We start from the raw sequence: 17,437 nt of genomic DNA, 5'->3' as shown, positions 1-17,437 counted from the left end.
CCCTCCCACCGCGGGGCGATCACTGGACCGTGAAACCGGACTTCTCGAGGTCGGCGACCACGGCATCCTGAGCCGTCTTCAACACGGCGGTGTAGGAACCGCCGTTCTGCGTGGCGGCCTTCACCCCGTCGGACCAGGCGTCGAAGGCCACCTGCACGTTCGGGCCCCAGGTGAAGGGAGCGCTGTTCTCGGCGATGCCGACGGCGAGGTCCCAGAAGTCGGCCTGATCGCTCACCAGGTCGGGCACGGGCTGATCCGCGAGCTGCGACTGGCCGGCCGAGGAGGCCGGGAACAGACCGATGTCGATGAGACCCCGCGTTCCGTCGTCGCTCGAGTTGAGCCACTGGAGGAACTCGACCGCCTCCTTCGGGTGCTCGGTGTTCTTGGTCACCATGACCGAGGAGCCGCCCATGAACCCGGTTCCGCTCTCGCCGTCCCACGTGGGCATCTTGGCGGCGGCCCAGAGGCCCGCCGTGTCGGGAGCCACCGAGAACGCGGCGGCGGGCGCCCACGCTCCCGCGGTCCAGCTGAGGATGCTGCCGTCGTTCATCTTCGTGCCCCATTCGGGGGTGAAGAAGTGCGTGGTGTCGACGAGGCCCTGCTCGACCAGCGGCTGCCAGAAGTCGACGACGCGCTGGGTGGGCGCCTCGTCGATGCCGACCTTCCAGGCGTCGCCCTCGGTGGCCCACCACTCGGCGCCGAGGGGCTGCGCGTACGCCGCCATCGTCGATGCGTCGTCGGGGTAGCCGCCGAGCAGCGTCCCGGGGAGCGTGGTCTTCACCGTCTGCGCGAGAGCGGCGTACTCGTCCCAGGTGGACGGAGGGGCCCACCCGTTCTGGTCGAAGATGTCCTTGCGGTACATGAAGATCATGGGGCCCGTGTCCTGCGGCACGGCGTAGACGCCGTCTCCGACGGTCACCAGGCTCAGGGCGCCCTCCGAGAACCCGTCGGCGAACGTGTCGGAGTACTCGCTGATGTCGAGCGCGACGTCGCTGACGACCATGTTGGGCAGCTTCTGATACTCGGCCTGTGCGAGGTCGGGCCCTTCGCCCGCGCGCTGCGCCGCGAGCAGCTTCGCGATCATGTCGTCGGCGCCCGCGGCCTCGACCACCTTCACTTGGATGTCGGGGTGCTCCTCGTTCCACACGGCGACGACGTCGCCGATGCCGGGCGCCCATGCCCAGTACTCGAGGGTCACCGGACCCGACGACTGCCCCGCATCACCGGCGCAGCCGGCTGTGGTGAGGACGACGGCGAACGCTCCGGCGAGGGCGCCGACGCGGAAGAGACTGCTGCGCTTCACGAACTACTCCTTTGTAGGTGCGACCGGCTCCGGGCGACGGTGCGGCCGATGCTTCCCGGGGCCGACCCCCGGGTGCTCGCGTCCTACCCTCGCTGCCGCGCCTTATTTTGTCAACCTGTGAAACAAAACATCGTCGCGCGCACGCGAAGGACACCCCGCGCCCGGGGTGGCGTCTGCGGGGTCAGACCGAGAGCAGCTCGCGGATCGCCGTCGCCGCGGCACCGCGCGCGTACAGGCCGAAGGCGAACTGCGGTCGATCGATGCGGACGCTCGCCCGCGGAACCTGCTCGAGATGCTCGACCAGCCCGTCGTCGAACGCGGCGGGTGCGAGGTCGAGCATGTCGAGACCCTCGCCCATCAGCGAGACCAGCTCCGGGTCGAGGAGGTTCACCGTCTCGGCCACCGCCGCCCCCAGGGCGTAGGCCGCGGAGGCGAACGCCTCCCGCTCGCGCCCGTCCGCCACTCGCGCCCGCTCGAGCGCGGAGGCGTAGTCGCCGGGCGCCACGCCCGCGTTGGCCTCGATGGCCGGCATGCTCACGAAGCTGTGCACGCAGTCCGGGTGCCCGTTCGTGCACAGGCGCCCCGTCCGCGCGATGCGGGTGTGCCCCACCCGGCCGCTGCGCCCGTGGGAACCCTGCACCAGCTCGTCGTCGATCACGACCCCGCACCCGATGCCGGCACCCACGCCGTAGACCACCACGGAGCGATGGTCGACGCCACTGCCGAACCAGTGATGGGCCGCGGTCAACGCGTGCACGTCGTTCGCGATGGTGACGGGCATCCCCACCCGCGCGGCCAGCAGCCGCGCCAGCGGAACGGGAGCGCTCCACCCGAGCAGGGGCGAGCTCGCCACGAGCGGCTCCCCCTCGCGCCGCAGCACGTCGGCCGCGAGCCCGACGCCCAGCGCCGACATCGTGCCGTGCCGGGCTCCCAGCGTCCGGGTCGCTTCGACGATCGCGTCGACGACCTCGCCCTCGGCCGGCGAGGCGAGGGCGATCTCGAGCTCGTCGACGACGGTCGCCGCGAGGTCGGTGACCACCGCGTACACCCGCTCCGCGGTCACCTTGACGCCGACGAAGTGCGCCGCGCCGGGGCGCAGGTGCAGCTCCTCGGCCGGTCGTCCGCGCGACGCGCTCGCGAGCATGTCTCCCGGCAGGACGAGACCGCCGTCGACGAGTTCGCGCGCCACCCGCGTGAGACTCGCCCGCGAGAGCCCGAGGCGCTCGGCGATGCGGATGCGCGAGCGGGGACCGTGCACCAGCAGGTCCAAGAGCACCCGACGACCCGTCGCGCTCAGAGCCGACCACCGCAGGGGCGGGCCCGAGGCGATCTCGGCGGGGCGCGACGTCACGAGACGAGGCTACGCCCATCGACGCGCGCGGCCCCCTCCTCGCACGACGCCGGCCGCGGCATCCTTCACGAGCGTCAGCGGGATGCCGTCACCGCCATGTCCACGGATCGCGGCGCGTGCCGTCTCGCGACGAGGGCCCGGACGAATGCCGGCGAGCCTGCGTCGCCGCGCGACGTCCCCCGGCGGGGCGACGCGGCATCCGGCCCGCGGTCACGAAGGGATGCCGTCGCCCCAGCGCTCCAACATCGCCGCGGTCGCGATCCGGACGGCGGCGGCGGGCTCGTTCCGCGCCCGCTCCACGCCCACGGCGTCGACGAGCGAGACCACGCCCTCGCCCGCCACGTCCGGATGGATGACGCCCGCGACCACCGCGGCCGGCACCCCATGAGCCGCGGCGAGCGCGAGCACATGCCCCGGACCCTTGCCCGAGAGGCTCGTCTCATCGAACGCGCCCTCGCCCGTGACGACGAGGTCGGCCCCGGCGATCGCCGTCTCGAGTCCGAGCGCGTCGGCGACGGCGGCGGCTCCGTCGACCAGCTCCGCCCCCGCCGCGCAGAGCGCCCCCGAGAGGCCTCCCGCGGCACCCGTGCGGGGAACGCGGCGCACGTCGCGCCCGAATCGCGCGGCCCACTCGTCGGCATCCGTCTCGAGCCGCGCCGAGAGGCGTCGCACCATCGCGGCGTCCGCCCCCTTCTGCGGCGCGAACACCCGCGCCGCGTCACCGAAGGCGGCCGTGGTGTCGGTCAGCACCACGACCCGGCCGGGCTCGAAGGGGACGCGATCGCCGAGCGCCTCCAGCGCTCCGCGTCCGCCGTCGGTCATCGCCGAGCCGCCCATGCCGACGATGATGCGCGGGGCGCCGGCGTCGAGCGCGAGGGCGAGGAGCTCCCCCACGCCCCGGCTCGTCGCAGCCCACGGATCGTTCAGCGCCGCGCCTCCGGCGAGCACGAGCCCGGATGCCGCGGCCGACTCGATCACGGCCCGCTCGGCGTCGAGGCGCCACGGTGCGCGCACGGGCGCACCGAGCGGTCCGGTGACCTCGTCGTCGCGGTTCGCGCCGCCCAGGGCGTCGAGCGTTCCGTCACCCCCGTCGGCGATGGGGACGACCTCGACCTGCGCCCCGGGCCAGCGGTCGCGCACCGCGAGGGCCATCGCCTCCGCCGCCTCGCGCGCGCTGAGCGTGCCCTTGAACTTGTCGGGGGCGACGACCACACGCATGCGACGGCGTCAGACGTCGGCGCTGACGAGCACGCCCTGGCGCTGCAGGTCGGCCTCGACCTCGGCGACGACGTCTTGATACGCCTTGTGCAGCTTGAGCTGCTCGAGTCCGTCGTCGCTCCCGCCGGCCGGCTGGAAGATCGGGCGGTGCAGGTCGACGCGCACGGTGCCGCCGAGGTCGGCGAAGCGCACGTCGAGCACCTCGCGCACGTCGGCCTCGTGCGCGCGCAGCCCGAGGAACATCGTCTTGGCGACGCTGCCGTGCGCGGCCTTCCAGTGGTCCGCCTGCTCGGTTACGGTGAAGCCCGCGGCGTCGAGGGCGGTCCGCGTAGCCTGCTGGGCCGCGGCGAGGTCGCCCGAGACGACGAGGTGGAAGTTCAAGATGGCCATGCGCGTACGCCTTTCGGTCCGGTGCGGCCCAGCCTGGCGCGTCGCCCGACATCTGCACAACCTCGGTTCGTCCCGCCGCTCCTCCCCATCCCCCGGCCCGTCCACCGGCCGGGAATGACGCCCGGGCATGTCGGCCCGCCCAACTAGACTGACTCCCGTCCGGCCCCTGCGATTCTTGGAGCTCAGCCGCGTGACCACCCCGAACCCCGCCGCCCGTACCGCTCTCGCCGATACCGTCGAGAACGCGATCGCCACGCCCGAGAAAGAGCAGCCGTACGGCGCCCTCGGCCTCAAGAGCGACGAGTACGCCCAGATCCGCGAGATCCTGGGCCGCCGTCCCACCAGTGGTGAGCTGGCGATGTACTCGGTCATGTGGAGCGAGCACTGCTCGTACAAGTCGAGCAAGATCTATCTGCGCCAGTTCGGCCAGAAGGTCAGCGACGAGATGAAGACCCGCCTCATGGTCGGTATGGGCCAGAACGCCGGCGTGGTCGACGTGGGCGACGGCTGGGCGGTCACCTTCAAGGTCGAGTCGCACAACCACCCCAGCTACATCGAGCCCTTCCAGGGTGCGGCCACGGGCGTCGGCGGCATCGTGCGCGACATCATCTCGATGGGCGCGCGCCCGGTCGCCGTCATGGACCAGCTGCGCTTCGGCGCGATCGACCACCCCGACACCCCCCGCGTGGTGCACGGCGTCACCAGCGGCATCTCGTTCTACGGCAACTGCCTGGGCCTACCCAACATCGGCGGCGAGACGGTCTTCGACGCCGTCTACCAGGGCAACCCGCTCGTGAACGCCCTCGCGGTCGGCGTCATGCGCCACGAAGACATCAAGCTCGCCAACGCCACGGGCGTGGGCAATAAGGTCGTGCTGTTCGGTGCCCGCACGGGCGGCGACGGCATCGGCGGCGCGAGCATCCTGGCATCCGACACCTTCGCCGACGGCGGACCCACGAAGCGCCCTGCGGTGCAGGTGGGCGACCCCTTCGCCGAGAAGGTGCTCATCGAGTGCTGCCTCGAGCTCTACCGCGACGACCTCGTCGAGGCCATCCAAGACCTCGGGGCGGCGGGCATCTCGTGCGCCACGAGCGAGCTGGCCGCCAACGGCGACAGCGGCATGAAGGTCGAGCTGTCGAAGGTGCTGCTGCGCGACCCCTCGCTTACGCCGGAGGAGATCCTCATGAGCGAGAGCCAGGAGCGCATGATGGCGATCGTCGCGCCCGAGAAGCTCGACGCGTTCCTCGCCGTCGTCGGCAAGTGGGACGTCGAGACGAGCGTCCTCGGCGAGGTCACCGGCGACGGCCGCCTCGTCATCGACTGGTACGGCGAGCGCATCGTCGACGTCGACCCCTCGACCGTCGCGGTCGACGGCCCCGTCTACGAGCGGCCGGTCGCCTACCCCTCGTGGATCGACGCCCTGCAGGCCGATTCCGCGACGAAGCTCGAACGGGCGACGGATGCCGACACCCTCCGCGAGCAGTTCACCACGCTGGTGGCGAGCCCCAACCTCGCCGACACGTCGTGGATCACCAACCAGTACGACTACTACGTGCTGGGCAACACCGCGCTGAGCTTCCCCGACGACGCCGGCATGATCCGCGTCGACGAAGAGACCGGTCTCGGCTTCGCCATCGCGACCGACTGCAACGGCCGCTACAACCAGCTCGACCCCTACAACGGCGCGAAGCTGGCACTGGCCGAGGCCTACCGCAACGTCGCCGTCACGGGAGCCGTGCCCACGGCCGTCACCGACTGCCTCAACTTCGGCAGCCCCGAGAACCCCGAGGTCATGTGGCAGTTCAGCCAGGCCGTCGAGGGCCTCTCCGACGGCTGCCTCGAGCTCGGCATCCCGGTCACCGGCGGCAACGTCTCGTTCTACAACCAGACCGGCGACCAGCCGATCCACCCGACCCCCGTCGTGGGCGTCCTGGGCATCATCGGCGACGTCGCCGCGCGCATCCCGAGCGGCTGGCAGGATGCCGGTGAGAACCTCTACCTGCTCGGCACCACCGCCGACGAGCTCGACGGTTCGCAGTGGGCCGGCACGATCCACGACCACCTCGGCGGTCGCCCGCCCAAGGTCGACCTCGCGCAGGAGCGCAAGCTCGCCGAACTGCTGCAGGCCGCGGGATCGCAGTCGCTCGTCTCGAGCGCGCACGACCTGTCGTCGGGCGGTCTCGCGCAGGCCCTCGCTGAGGGCGTCATGCGCTTCGGCATCGGCGCCCGCGTGTGGCTGACCGAGCTGATGGAGCGCGACGGGGTGGATGCCACCGCCGCCCTGTTCAGCGAGTCCACCGGCCGCGTGCTGGTCAGCGTCCCCCGCGAGGAAGACGTGAAGTTCCGGGGGCTCTGCGACGGCCGCGGCTACCCGGTGCTGCGCATCGGCGTGACCGACGTCGAGCCGGGGACCGAGGCCGCGCTCGAGATCCAGGACGTCTTCACCGTCCCGGTGTCGGAGCTGCGCCGCCTGTCGACCGAGACCCTGCCCGCCGTCTTCGGACCGACCGTCGCCGAGCCGGTGGCCTGAGCCGGTCGCCGCGCGGGTTCCCGCCCGCGCGGCGTCGGCGGCCTCGGTCCCCCGGCGGGGCCGAGATCCCCGACACGACACCCCGCCCGAGAGGAGACGCGCCGTGACAGACGACGACGACATGACCGTGTTCAGTGACAAGCGTCAGAAGCGCGTGAAGATCACCGCCTGGATCGTGATCGGGGCGCTCGTCCTCACCGGTGGGGGCGCGACGGTGATCTCGCTCATCCTGGGCTGACGACGAGAGGCGGTTGCGCATGTCCCTGATCGACCCGACCTCCGAGACCGTCGCCACGCTCGACGCCCTCTCCGACGCGGCAGGCGCCCAGCCCGACAGCTTCGCGGCGATGGACGCCCTCTGGCGGGCCGTCTACGCGCTGCCGCACTGGTCGTTCATCGCCCGCGGGCCCGACGACGCCCCGTCGCCGTTCATCGGTCAGCTCCCGAACGGGCCGATGGTCTTCGCCTTCACCACGCGACAGCGGGCACACGACGGAGCCCTCGCGAACGGACTCGACGAGGAGGCCGCCTCACGCGTGCTGAGCGTTCCGCTCCCGGGCGCTGTCGCGTGGCTGGCCGAGTTCGCGCAGCAGGGCGTCACCGGCGTCGTGTTCGACCTGCCCGGGCAGGGCTATATGGCGCCGCTGCGCAACCTCATCCCGATGCAGACGCACATCGCGAGCACTCCGCCCGCCTGACGTCCGATCACGCCAGGGCGGCGAACCGCTCGGTCTTCTCCACCGGGCCGATCACGATGAGCAGGTCTCCCTCGTCGACGACGGATGCCGCTCCCGCAGCGTGCCACTCGCCGTCGGCGTGCCGGATCTTCACGATCGTCACCCCGTGGCGCCGACGGACGGCGGCCTGCTCGAGAGTCTGGCCGACGAGCTCACGCGGGGCCACGGTCTTCGCGACGACGAGGTCGCGGTCGAACTCGACGTAGTCGAGCATCGAGCCGCGGACGAGGTGCGCGACCCGACGGCCCATGTCGGCCTCGGGGTAGACGACGTGCTCGATGCCGAGCTGCTCGAGGATCAGGCCGTGCTGCTCGCTGATCGCCTTCGCCCAGATCGAGCGCGTCCCCATGCGCTTGAGCAGCGACGTCGTGAGGATGCTCGCCTGGATGTCCGAACCAATGCCGACGACGACGCGGTCGAACTCGGCGATCCCGAGCTGCTCCAGGGCCGCCTGCTTCGTCGAGTCGGCGCGGACGACGTGCGTGAGGACGCCGTTGAGCGACTGCACGATGTCTTCGTCGGTGTCGACGCCGAGCACCTCGCTGCCGCTGCGGGCGAGCTCGGTCGCGAGCGAGCCGCCGAAGCGTCCGAGGCCGATCACCGCGATCGAGGTCGCCGCGTTCCCGCGCATCCGGCGCCGGCTGAAGAACGTGTTGTTATCCAATGATCGGACGCTCCTTCGGGAGTTCGTACATGCGCTTCTCCCGCGTCAGCGCCAGGGCGGCGCCGAGCAGGACGGGACCGAGTCGGCCGATGAACATCAGCACGATCAGGATCAGCTGGGCCAGCGTCGGCAGATCCGCCGTGATGCCGGTCGACAGACCGACGGTGGCGAACGCCGAGATGACCTCGAAGAAGACCCGGTCGAAGCCGAACGGGCTCACCACCATGATCGCCAGGGTCGATCCGACCACCAGGGCGACCGACAGCAGCGCGACCGTGAGCGCTTCGCGGTGGGTCGATCGGGGGAGGCGTTTGCCGAACATGTTCACCGCGGTGTCACCGCGCAGCTCGGCGAGCACGATGAACAACAGCACCGCGAACGTCGTGATCTTCACGCCTCCCGCGGTGCCGGCGGGGCCACCGCCGATGAACATGAGGATGTCGGTGACGAACCAGCTCTCGGGCAGCATCTGCGAGACGTCGATCGAGTTGAATCCGGCCGTGCGCGGCATCACCGACATCGTGAACCCGGCGAGCAGCCGGCCGGCCGGATCCATCGCCCCGAGGGTCGCGGGGTTCGACCACTCCAGCGCGGTGAGGGCGATCGTGCCCGCCACGAGCAGCACGGCGCTGCCGACGAGCACGGTGACGGTGTTGAGCGTCCATCGCCGCGGGAAGCGGTACTGGCGCCAGAGCTCCATGATGACCGGGAAGCCGAGGCCGCCGAGGATGATCGCGGCGCAGATCGGAAGGCAGATCAGCGGGTCGGTCGCGAACGAGATGAGGCTGTCGCTGAAGAGCGCGAAGCCCGCGTTGTTGAACGACGACACCGCGTGGAACACGCCCAGCCAGAGGGCGTGGCCGAAGGACTCGCCGTAGCCGAGCCAGAAGCGCCCGGCGAGCATCGCCGCGACCACGGCCTCGGTGATCAGCGCGATGATCGCCACGCCGAGGAGCACGCGGCGCACGTCGCCGACGGCGACGGTGTGGGTCTCGCTCACGGCCGTGAGGCGCGTGCGCAGCCCGAGGCGTCGCGCGACGAGCAGGCCGAGCAGCGTCGCGAGCGACATGACCCCGAAGCCGCCGATCTGGATGAGCACCATGATCACGACCTGGCCGAACGGCGACCAGAAGGTCGGGGTGTCGACGACGATGTGTCCCGTCACGCAGACGGCGCTCGTCGCCGTGAAGAGCGCCTCCATGAAGGTGGCCGGCCGCCCCTGGGTCGCCACGGGCAACGAGAGCAGTGCCGTGCCCAGGGCGAGCACTCCCCCGAACGCGAGGGCGATGACCCGCCCGGGCGTGAGCACCACGCGCCGTCGGGCGAACCCGGGGACGAGGGCCGCAGGGGTTCGCCGAGTCACCGGCCTACGATCTCACACTCGGCGGCTCACCCCGTGCGCATTCCGGCCCACCGCCCAGCCCGCTGTCGGGAGCCCGGCATAGCATGGGCACGTGGAACCGCTGATGGTCTTTCTGGCCGAGTGGTGGTGGATCGGCCCTGCGGCGGCCGGTGCGGGCACCGTCGGCTGGGTCGGCGTGCGCCGCACACGGCGCCGCGCGCTTCCCGCGGGCACCACGACGACCGGCGATCGCGCCGCGCGGGCCTGGGCCTCCCGGCCGATGGGCAAGGCCGCGGCGCGCCGCCTCGAACTCGACGCCGCTCTGCTCGATCTGCAGACCGCGCGGCACGCCGTCACCCGCGGACGCGCCGACGTCAAGATCGCCGACGCCGAGGTGGTTCGCGCTCAGGCCGAGCGGGCGGCATCCCGTGTCTCGTCCGACGTCGTCTCCGCCGCGCGGGGACGCCTCACCGACGCGCAGCGCGACCTGCGCGCCGCGATGGCCGAGGTGCGCGCCCGCCGTGCCGGGGTGAGGGCCGCGAAGGCGATGCTCCCCGCCATCCGTGCGGGCAGTGCCCCGCTGCCGGTCGCCCGTCTGCTCGCCGAGCACGACGCGATCCTCGCGCGCTGGATGGCCTACGAGACCGACCCCGGACTCGCGATCGACTATCCGCAGATGAGCGATTCCCGCTCGCCCCTGCTCGCCGACTTCCTGCGCGCCCACGAGCGGGCGCAGTGGCTGCGTCCCGCGTCGGTGCAGACGCGCCTCGAGCCCGCCGACTACCTCGCCTACCGCGACGCCGTGCGTCGCACCGCCCAGGCGTTCGACCGTGCCGAGCGCGCGGCCCGCCAGGGCGCGGATCAGCCCGGGGTCGAGGGCCCCGATGCGTGGAGCCGCGTGGCATCCGATCTCGCCGAAACGGCACAGCGAGCGCTCGCCCGCTCCATGGAGTCGATGGGCCGCGCCGCCGCCCGCTCCTGGAGCGAGCGCAGCGCCCGGCGTGCTTCGGCCAGGCACCCGGATGCCGCCGGGTCTCGGCCGCAAGACGGCCCGGTCTGGCCGCCTCCCGCACGGGATCGTCCGCGCCCCCCGGCATCCTGAAAACGGCCGAGCCGGGCGGCGTAGCATGGCGCAGGTGCAAGAGCTCCTGAACTTCGCCGGCCAGTACTGGTGGCTCGCCTTCCCCTTCTTCGGAATGGCGATGGGTGCCGTGAACGCCCGCGCGAAGCACCGCGAGATGACCGCCCGCCGTCGCCACAAGGAGCAGCTGGAGCTCCTGCAGGCGCGGGGTCTGGCGACGGATGCCGGGGCCCCCGCCCCGGCGGCGATCACGGCTCCGGGCGACGACGCCCGCGCGCGCCTCACGTCCGCGCACGATGCGGTCACCCACCGCTGGCTGGAGTACGAGCTCGATGCCGCGAAGCTGATCTCCTACCCCGCGATGAGCGACGGCCGTCAGCCGCTCACCGCGGCGTTCCTGCGCGCGAAGAAGGTCGCCGACAACCTCCGCCCCGCCGAGGGCGAGACCCTGTCGGCTGAGCGCCTGCGGGAGTATCGTGACGCCGTCACCGATTACGAGGTCGCGTTCGACGTCGCCGAACGCGACGCGCGGCGCGTGAAAGACGCGGCGTTCACCGCCGACGAACGCAAGCGCCTCGACACCGCGAAGCAACTGCTCACCGTCGCGACCGACCAGGCGGCGACGCCGAACGAGCGCCAGCTCGCCTACAAGCGCGTTCGCGAGGAGCTCGACGGCCTCATCTGGCTGAGCGACGAGGCCGTCGACGAACTCGAGCGCAAGGTCGCGCTCGAACTCCCGCGCGGCGCGACCGAGCCCCGCACGTCCACCACCCCGCCCGAGCCCTCGGCCTGAGGCCGTCGCTTCGCGTCACGTCCGCCCCGTCTCGCGCACCGGGTCGCGCGAGACAGAGGCGCCGGAGCACCGGTCCGCCGTCGCCATCCACTCCGAGAAACCGGGCGCTCAGCCCTTCCGGCGAATCCGCACCGGCCCCCGCGCGCGGGTCACGTCGACCACCTCGCCCTTCTGGGTGACCTCCACCTCGCCGAGGCCGACCAGCTCGTGCGCCGCATCGCGCGCCGGCTGCATGAGGTCGCGCCAGTCCTCGCCGCCCACGGCGCGCGCGGCCTCCGAGGGGCAGATCGTCTTCCCGGCGTCGCGCGCGGCGAGGAGTTCGCGAATGGATGCCACGAGTCGAGGATCCGCACCAGACGACGGGGTCATCTGTCCAGTGTCCCTCCGCGGCTCGGTGTCGGGGTCAGAATGACCCGATGATCACCGACCGCCACGCCCCCGACCTGCCCGGTCGCGCCGTCATCGCACAGCGCTGGAACCGCGCCGTGTTCGTGCACTGGCGCATCGACCCGGCCGAGGTCGCCCCTCTGCTGCCCCCGGGCACCCGCCCCGACGTCCACGACGGGTCGGCCTGGGTCGGGCTCGTGCCGTTCGTGCTGAGCGAGTTCCGGTTCCTGCCGTTGCCGCCGGTGCCGTTCGTGGGCACCTTCACCGAGATCAACGTCCGCACCTACGCCGTGGACGACGAAGGCCGTCGGGGTGTCGTCTTCCGTACGCTCGAGGCGGAGCACCTCGCCCCGGTCCTCGCGGCCCAGGCTCTGTTCGGCCTCCCCTACCGCTGGGCGCGCGCCGGTGTGCGCGCCGAAGACGATCGCATCGAATACCGTTCGCGACGCCACGGGCGCCGGCATCCGGGAACGCGGATCCGCGCGAAGCTCGGCACCCGGACCGTCGACGACGACCTCTCGCGCTTCCTCACCGCCCGATGGGGCTTCCACGAGCGTCACCTCGGGCGCACGATCTGGGCTGCGAACAGCCACGAGCCCTGGCCGCTCGTCACCGCCGAGCTCGAGGCCCTCGACGACGAGCTCGTGACGGATGCCGGTTTCCCGCAGCTCTCGGGACGAACCCCCGACTCGGTGCTCGCGATGCCCGCCGACCACCCGGGCTTCGTCACGCGGTTCACTGCCGCCCACGCGATCGCCTGACACCGCCCGACGGGTCCGGAGCCTGCCTCGGGCCCGCGCCGAAGCAGGCAGCACCGATCTCGCAGAACGTCGCGCGCCTCGCAGATTCCTCGCGAAAACCTGCGATATCCCCGCGCTGTTGCGGGCTAGGGCACCCGTTCGGGGCCGCACACCGTCGGGCGCGGCCAAGCGACCGACGCGGCCGCCAGCACGACGAGGGAAGCTCCAAGACCCTTCACCCGGAGGCCACCAGATTTCATCTTCTTGCGCCTGCATCACCGGGCGTAGCTTAAAGAGGAAGTGCATCGAGGCATCCGTCACCACACGTCCGCCCCGGGAGAAGCCATGATCGTCCGTCCGTTCGCGATGTTGTGCGTAGCGACCGCGCGAGCCGTCGCCCCCAACCGCGCCGACACGGCATGACGAGGACAGCGGACCCCCGCAACTCTTCACAGTCGCCCACCCTGCATTGGTGGGCGGCGGCCGCCGCCGCCCTCGTGCTGGTTCTCCCCCTGCCGGAGGGATCGACCCTCATCGTGCAGATGGGTGTCTTGATCTTCGGAATCGTTGTGCTGTGCATCGTCCGGGGGCGGCCGGCGCGCTCCGTCGCCGCAACGGTCGTCGTCGTGATTGGCCTGGTCGTCGGCATCCAGGTCGTGGGCCATCTCGCGGCGCTCTTCGTCGACCGGTCGTTCACCGATGACGCCGTCGTGATCGGCTGACGCGCCCTCGCCCACGCGACGACGGCCCCCTCCGCACCGGAGGGGGCCGTTGTCGCGCGGGAGGTCAGTTGCGCTGCGTCGAGAACGCGTCGGGGTTCTGCTCGAGCCACGCGTCGACCGCGTCGGCTTCCTTGCCCTCGCCGTACTCGTTGACGACGAGGTCTTCGAGCGAGCCGTACTGCGCGTCGTCGAGCGTGATGCCGGCGATGAGCTCGGCGGCATCCGGGTACTTCTCCGCGAAGCCGGCGGTACCGAGGAAGTGCAGCGCCTCGGGCTCGCCCATCAGGCCCTGGGGGTCTTCGAGGTCCTTGACGTCGTAGGCGTCGTTGGCCCAGAACGGGCGCCACAGGGTCACCGCGATGTCCTTCTGGGCGGCGATGGCGTTGTCGAGCTCGGTCAGCATCGCGGCGGTCGACGAGGTGACGAGCTCGTAGCCGTCGAGGCCGTAACCCGGCATCGCGACCTCCTGGGTCTGCTTGGTCAGACCCGCGCCGGGCTCGATGCCGTAGATCTTGCCGTCGAAGCGCGCGGCGTTCGCCTGGAGCTGGTCGATCGAGTCGATGTCGACGTAGCTGGGCACCGCGATCGTGAGCTTGGCGTTCTCGTAGTAGTCGCCGAGGTCTTCGATCGAGTCGCCGTACGTCTTCATGTAGTCGGCGTGCGTCAGCTCGGGCCAGGCCGAGGGGTAGATGTCGACGTCGCCCTGGGCCAGGCCGGCGTACAGCGGCCCCGCCTCGGTGAGCGTCTGCATCTCGACGGTGTAACCGAGCTTTCCGAGCTGGTCCTCGAGCAGGTACGCGGTGCTGAGGCCGTCGGTCCACGAGGGGAGGAAGCCGAGGGTGATGGTGCCCTTGTCGCCGCCGTCGCCCGCTCCGCCTTCGGCCTGGTTGCCGCTCGCGCAGCCGGCGAGCGCGAGCGCGCCGACGGCGCCGAGGGCGAGGGCGCTGGTGAGGTGTCGTGTCTTCATTGCTGTGTTCTCTTCCTTTTCGTCCGTGATTTCCGTGTGACCCTCGCGCGAGGTGCCAAGATTTGTCGCCACGGCTCGTGATGAAGCGACGAATCTTGGCGACTCACGCGGGGGGACGGGGACTCAGCGACCCGTCGAGATGGGGGCGCGGCGCGGGGAGGGCTTCTCGCGATCGGCCTCGGCCGCGGCATCCGCCGACGCCGTGTCGACGTGCGGCGCCGCAGTGGCACCGGCCGCGACGACCGCCGCGGGACGGGCGGCCCGCCGACGGGCGAGCACGCCGAGCAGCGACGAGGTGTTGTCGGCGCGGTTGCCGAGGGCGGCGGTGAGGCGATCGAGGTAGACCGCGAGGATCACCACGCTGAGACCGGCCTCCACGCCCTTGGGCAGGTTGACCGTCGAGATCGACTGCACGACCTCCTTGCCGAGGCCGTCGGCGCCCACGATGCCGGCGACGACCGCCATCGACAGGGCGAGCATGATCACCTGGTTGACGCCCGCCATGATGGTGGGCATCGCGAGCGGCAGCTGGATGCCGCGCAGGATCTGCCACGGCGTGGCGCCGAAGGCGTGGCCGGCCTCGACCGTCTCGGAGTCCACGCCGCGGATGCCGAGCTCGGTCAGACGCACGCCCGGGGGCAGCGCGAAGATGACCGTCGAGACGACGCCGGGCACGACGCCGATGCTGAAGAAGGTGATCGCGGGGATCAGGTAGACGAAGGCGGGCATCGTCTGCATGAAGTCGAGGATCGGCTTCAGCACCGCACGCACGGTGCTGTTGCGCGCCGACCAGATGCCCAGCGGCACCGAGATCGCGACGGCGACGATCGTCGCCACGAGCACGAGCGCGAGGGTCTGCATCGCGGTGACCCACTGACCCATCGCGAGGATGAGCGCGAAACCGATCACCGTGCCGAGCGCGAGCTTCCACGAGCGCAGCAGCCAGGCCAGGAGCGCTGCGACGACGACCACCACGACGATAGGTGCCGACAGCAGCACGTCGCTGAGCCCGCCGACGAGGAAGCGGACGGTCACGGCGATCACGTCGAACAGGCCCGAGAGGTTGTCGCGGAGCCAGTCCACGGCGGAGTCGACCCACGAGCCGACGGGGATGCGGAAGCCATCCATCAGCGCACCCCCTCGGTCTCGGAGGCGGCGACCGGGGTGTCGAGCACCGCGTCGATCTCGGCGGAGGGCAGGGGCTGGGGCAGCACGGTGATCTCCTCGGTGGAGGTGGGCCCGGGCCCGAGGGCGGCGAGCAGCGTGACGCGCGGGATGACGCCGGCGAGCCGGCCCTCCGCGTCGAGCACGGCCAGGGGAAGCGGCGATTCGACCGACGGCACGAAGAGGTTCATGAGCACGTCGTCCTCGCGCACCGCCTGGGGCAGCGGCTTGAGCCGGCTGAGCAGGGAGCTCTCTCCCGCCCGCACGAGCTTGATGGCATCCCGGTCGGTGATGATGCCGAGCGGCTTGCGGTCGCGATCGGTGACGTAGACCGCCGACATGTACGCGTCGCGCATCTGGCGAAGCGCGGTGCGCGGGCCCGCCGAGGCGTCGACGCGCGGACGCGGGCGCTCCATGACGTTGCCGGCGGTGAGGACGCGCGCGCGGTCGACGTCCTGCACGAACTGCTCGACGTAGTCGTTCGCGGGGTCGGTGAGGATGTCTTCGGGGGTGCCGATCTGCACGATGCGCCCGTCGCGCATGACCGCGATGCGGTCGCCGAGGAACATCGCCTCGTTGAGGTCGTGGGTGATGAAGACGATGGTCTTCTTCAGCGTCCGCTGCAGCTCGAGGAGCTGCTCCTGCATCTCGCGACGGATGAGCGGGTCGAGCGCGCTGAACGCCTCGTCCATGAGCAGGATGTCGGTGTCGGCGGCGAGCGCGCGGGCGATGCCGACGCGCTGCTGCATCCCGCCCGACAGCGCCGAGGGGAGCTTCTCGCCCCATCCCTCGAGGCCGACGAGGGCGAGGATCTCGTTCGCCTTCGCGAGACGTTCGGCCGTCGCGACTCCGCGGAGCTCGAGGGGGTAGGCGACGTTGGCCGCCACCGTGCGGTGCGGCAGCAGCGCGAAGTGCTGGAACACCATGGCGAGGCGGTCGCGGCGGAGGCCGCGCAGTCGCGCCGCGCCGACGCCGGTGAGGGCGTCGCCCTGCACCTCGACGGTTCCCGCGGTGGCCTCGTGCAGGCCGTTGAGCATGCGGATGATGGTCGACTTGCCCGAGCCCGAGAGGCCCATGATGACGAAGATCTCGCCGGGGCGGACGTCGAAGCTCGCGTCGATGACGGCGGCCGTTCCGTGATCGGCGATCTCGTCGCGCGACGAACCGGAGCGGAGCTTGTCGACGGCGGCCTGGGGCGCGCGGCCGAAGACCTTGAAGAGGTTCTTGGCGGCGAGGGCGGGCGTCTCGCTCGCGGGCGCCGCCGAATCGGGCGCCGTCGGGGCATGCGGATGTGTCACTGGTGCACCTCAGCGGCCTTCGGGTGGCCGCGCAGGTCACGCCCGGGTGGCAGCCGTCGGCGCTCTCCGGGGGGTGGAGCACGTCGATGCCGGACATCGGGTCCGGCGTCCTGGCCGCCGACCGTACGCTCGCGGCGTCCCCTCCCCCGAGAAGACACCGGCGACCGCGGACTGGTCGGGTGAACGGCCCTTGACGGGCCTCATCCAACGTTTCACGGTGATGGATCGGCTGGCAAATCGTCCCGCTCCTTGCGGAATCGGATGCCGTGTGGCACGCGCGCGCGCTTGAATTCCGCGGACGCCGTGAGGCGGATCGACTCGGCCGGGGATCATCCCGGGCGTGTCGTGGGGCCCTTGCGCGGCGGGGCGGGGTGTGTCAGCGACTCAGTCGTGCGGCTGCGCGGCGGCCGTTCGGTGGTGGCGGATGACCTCTGCCACGACGAAGTTGAACCACTTCTCCGCGAACGCCGGATCGAGATCGGCGTCCTCGGCCAGACGCATCAGCCGCGCGATCTGCTGCTCCTCGCGTGCGGGGTCGGATGCCGGCATCCCGTGCTTCGCCTTCAGCACACCGACCTGCTTGGTGCAGCGGAAACGTTCGGCGAGCAGGAAGATGAGCGCGGCGTCGATGTTGTCGATGCTGCCGCGCAGCCCCTGAAGGATCGTCGAGGGATCGGCGTCGGTCATGAGTCCTCCCACATCGCTCCGACCCTATCGCGCCGCGCAGCCCCGTGCGGTGCGCGGTCGTTC

At 71.5% G+C, this 17,437-nt stretch carries 18 protein-coding genes; 7 read left to right on the top strand and 11 right to left on the bottom strand.

What is annotated here, in order from left to right; genetic code table 11:
• Positions 1-19: 19 nt before the first annotated feature.
• The 4 genes from RWH44_RS07600 to RWH44_RS07585 all read right to left on the bottom strand — a co-directional run bounded on the left by RWH44_RS07600 (position 20) and on the right by RWH44_RS07585 (position 4,262).
• Positions 20-1,303: an ABC transporter substrate-binding protein gene (locus tag RWH44_RS07600; protein WP_316004095.1), complete on the bottom strand. Its 1,284-nt coding sequence runs from the start codon at positions 1,301-1,303 to the stop codon at positions 20-22.
• Between the two features lie 181 nt (positions 1,304-1,484).
• Positions 1,485-2,654, bottom strand: coding sequence for an ROK family protein (locus RWH44_RS07595; RefSeq protein ID WP_316004094.1), 1,170 nt, complete (start codon positions 2,652-2,654; stop codon positions 1,485-1,487).
• 210 nt (positions 2,655-2,864) lie between these two features.
• Positions 2,865-3,872: a glycerate kinase gene (locus RWH44_RS07590; protein WP_316004093.1), complete on the bottom strand. Its 1,008-nt coding sequence runs from the start codon at positions 3,870-3,872 to the stop codon at positions 2,865-2,867.
• Between the two features lie 9 nt (positions 3,873-3,881).
• Positions 3,882-4,262 (bottom strand): hypothetical protein, encoded by a 381-nt coding sequence (locus tag RWH44_RS07585; RefSeq protein ID WP_316004092.1) that lies wholly within the window; start codon positions 4,260-4,262, stop codon positions 3,882-3,884.
• Positions 4,263-4,389: 127 nt separating this feature from the next.
• Here RWH44_RS07585 and purL point away from each other — a divergent pair, with 127 nt between their 5' ends.
• From purL to RWH44_RS07570, 3 genes are all read left to right on the top strand, one after another.
• Positions 4,390-6,792, top strand: coding sequence for a phosphoribosylformylglycinamidine synthase subunit PurL (gene purL / locus RWH44_RS07580; RefSeq protein ID WP_437127272.1), 2,403 nt, complete (start codon positions 4,390-4,392; stop codon positions 6,790-6,792).
• Positions 6,793-6,895: 103 nt separating this feature from the next.
• On the top strand, positions 6,896-7,030 hold the full coding sequence (locus RWH44_RS07575; RefSeq protein ID WP_276606268.1) for a hypothetical protein: 135 nt from the start codon (positions 6,896-6,898) through the stop codon (positions 7,028-7,030).
• A gap of 19 nt (positions 7,031-7,049) precedes the next feature.
• On the top strand, positions 7,050-7,490 hold the full coding sequence (locus tag RWH44_RS07570; RefSeq protein WP_316004090.1) for a hypothetical protein: 441 nt from the start codon (positions 7,050-7,052) through the stop codon (positions 7,488-7,490).
• A gap of 7 nt (positions 7,491-7,497) precedes the next feature.
• Here the strand turns inward: RWH44_RS07570 and RWH44_RS07565 are convergent, their stop codons facing one another.
• Both RWH44_RS07565 and RWH44_RS07560 read right to left on the bottom strand, forming a co-directional pair.
• Positions 7,498-8,193: a potassium channel family protein gene (locus RWH44_RS07565; RefSeq protein WP_298870246.1), complete on the bottom strand. Its 696-nt coding sequence runs from the start codon at positions 8,191-8,193 to the stop codon at positions 7,498-7,500.
• A complete protein-coding gene (locus RWH44_RS07560) occupies positions 8,186-9,556 on the bottom strand; it encodes a TrkH family potassium uptake protein (RefSeq protein ID WP_316004089.1) in 1,371 nt (456 codons plus the stop codon). The genes RWH44_RS07565 and RWH44_RS07560 overlap by 8 nt, the downstream gene beginning before the upstream one ends.
• Positions 9,557-9,647: 91 nt before the next feature.
• On the opposite strand from RWH44_RS07560, the gene RWH44_RS07555 reads away from it, so the two are divergent.
• Complete coding sequence (locus tag RWH44_RS07555; protein ID WP_316004088.1) at positions 9,648-10,637, top strand: hypothetical protein; 990 nt, start codon at positions 9,648-9,650, stop codon at positions 10,635-10,637.
• Positions 10,638-10,671: 34 nt separating this feature from the next.
• The gene (locus tag RWH44_RS07550) at positions 10,672-11,409 is read left to right on the top strand and encodes a hypothetical protein (protein ID WP_437127271.1); all 738 of its coding nucleotides are present in this window, start codon (positions 10,672-10,674) and stop codon (positions 11,407-11,409) included.
• A 108-nt stretch (positions 11,410-11,517) separates the two neighbouring features.
• Here RWH44_RS07550 and RWH44_RS07545 read toward each other — a convergent pair whose 3' ends face one another.
• Entirely contained in the window at positions 11,518-11,745 is a 228-nt protein-coding gene (locus RWH44_RS07545) for a DUF3253 domain-containing protein (protein WP_316004086.1), read from the bottom strand.
• Between the two features lie 80 nt (positions 11,746-11,825).
• Here RWH44_RS07545 and RWH44_RS07540 point away from each other — a divergent pair, with 80 nt between their 5' ends.
• Together RWH44_RS07540 and RWH44_RS07535 are read left to right on the top strand one after the other, a co-directional pair.
• A complete protein-coding gene (locus RWH44_RS07540) occupies positions 11,826-12,557 on the top strand; it encodes a YqjF family protein (RefSeq protein WP_316004085.1) in 732 nt (243 codons plus the stop codon).
• A 398-nt stretch (positions 12,558-12,955) separates the two neighbouring features.
• Entirely contained in the window at positions 12,956-13,258 is a 303-nt protein-coding gene (locus RWH44_RS07535; protein ID WP_316004084.1) for a hypothetical protein, read from the top strand.
• Between the two features lie 64 nt (positions 13,259-13,322).
• Here the strand turns inward: RWH44_RS07535 and RWH44_RS07530 are convergent, their stop codons facing one another.
• The 4 genes from RWH44_RS07530 to RWH44_RS07515 form a co-directional block, all read right to left on the bottom strand.
• The gene (locus tag RWH44_RS07530; protein WP_298870235.1) at positions 13,323-14,225 is read right to left on the bottom strand and encodes a glycine betaine ABC transporter substrate-binding protein; all 903 of its coding nucleotides are present in this window, start codon (positions 14,223-14,225) and stop codon (positions 13,323-13,325) included.
• Between the two features lie 123 nt (positions 14,226-14,348).
• Complete coding sequence (locus tag RWH44_RS07525) at positions 14,349-15,353, bottom strand: ABC transporter permease (RefSeq protein WP_316004083.1); 1,005 nt, start codon at positions 15,351-15,353, stop codon at positions 14,349-14,351.
• Positions 15,353-16,687, bottom strand: a complete 1,335-nt coding sequence (locus RWH44_RS07520) for a quaternary amine ABC transporter ATP-binding protein (protein WP_316004082.1) — start codon at positions 16,685-16,687, stop codon at positions 15,353-15,355. Before RWH44_RS07520 ends, RWH44_RS07525 begins: the two co-directional genes overlap by 1 nt.
• A gap of 384 nt (positions 16,688-17,071) precedes the next feature.
• Positions 17,072-17,374 carry a chorismate mutase gene (locus RWH44_RS07515; protein WP_316004081.1) on the bottom strand — a complete coding sequence of 101 codons (303 nt, stop codon included), beginning with the start codon at positions 17,372-17,374 and terminating at the stop codon, positions 17,072-17,074.
• Positions 17,375-17,437 lie beyond the last annotated feature (63 nt).

It is taken from the genome of Microbacterium phycohabitans (assembly GCF_032464935.1).
GTDB lineage: Bacteria > Actinomycetota > Actinomycetes > Actinomycetales > Microbacteriaceae > Microbacterium > Microbacterium phycohabitans.
The sequence above is the reverse complement of the archived record's forward strand: the minus strand, read 5'-3'. Positions and strand labels throughout refer to the sequence as shown.

What these genes read in the sequence shown, in the direction of transcription:
- RWH44_RS07530 (WP_298870235.1), bottom strand. Translation starts at nt 14,225, where the DNA reads ATGAAGACACGACACCTCACCAGCGCCCTCGCCCTCGGCGCCGTCGGC.
- purL (WP_437127272.1), top strand. Translation starts at nt 4,390, where the DNA reads ATGTCGGCCCGCCCAACTAGACTGACTCCCGTCCGGCCCCTGCGATTC.
- RWH44_RS07585 (WP_316004092.1), bottom strand. Translation starts at nt 4,262, where the DNA reads ATGGCCATCTTGAACTTCCACCTCGTCGTCTCGGGCGACCTCGCCGCG.
- RWH44_RS07540 (WP_316004085.1), top strand. Translation starts at nt 11,826, where the DNA reads ATGATCACCGACCGCCACGCCCCCGACCTGCCCGGTCGCGCCGTCATC.
- RWH44_RS07525 (WP_316004083.1), bottom strand. Translation starts at nt 15,353, where the DNA reads ATGGATGGCTTCCGCATCCCCGTCGGCTCGTGGGTCGACTCCGCCGTG.
- RWH44_RS07515 (WP_316004081.1), bottom strand. Translation starts at nt 17,374, where the DNA reads ATGACCGACGCCGATCCCTCGACGATCCTTCAGGGGCTGCGCGGCAGC.
- RWH44_RS07535 (WP_316004084.1), top strand. Translation starts at nt 12,956, where the DNA reads ATGACGAGGACAGCGGACCCCCGCAACTCTTCACAGTCGCCCACCCTG.
- RWH44_RS07590 (WP_316004093.1), bottom strand. Translation starts at nt 3,872, where the DNA reads ATGCGTGTGGTCGTCGCCCCCGACAAGTTCAAGGGCACGCTCAGCGCG.
- RWH44_RS07570 (WP_316004090.1), top strand. Translation starts at nt 7,050, where the DNA reads ATGTCCCTGATCGACCCGACCTCCGAGACCGTCGCCACGCTCGACGCC.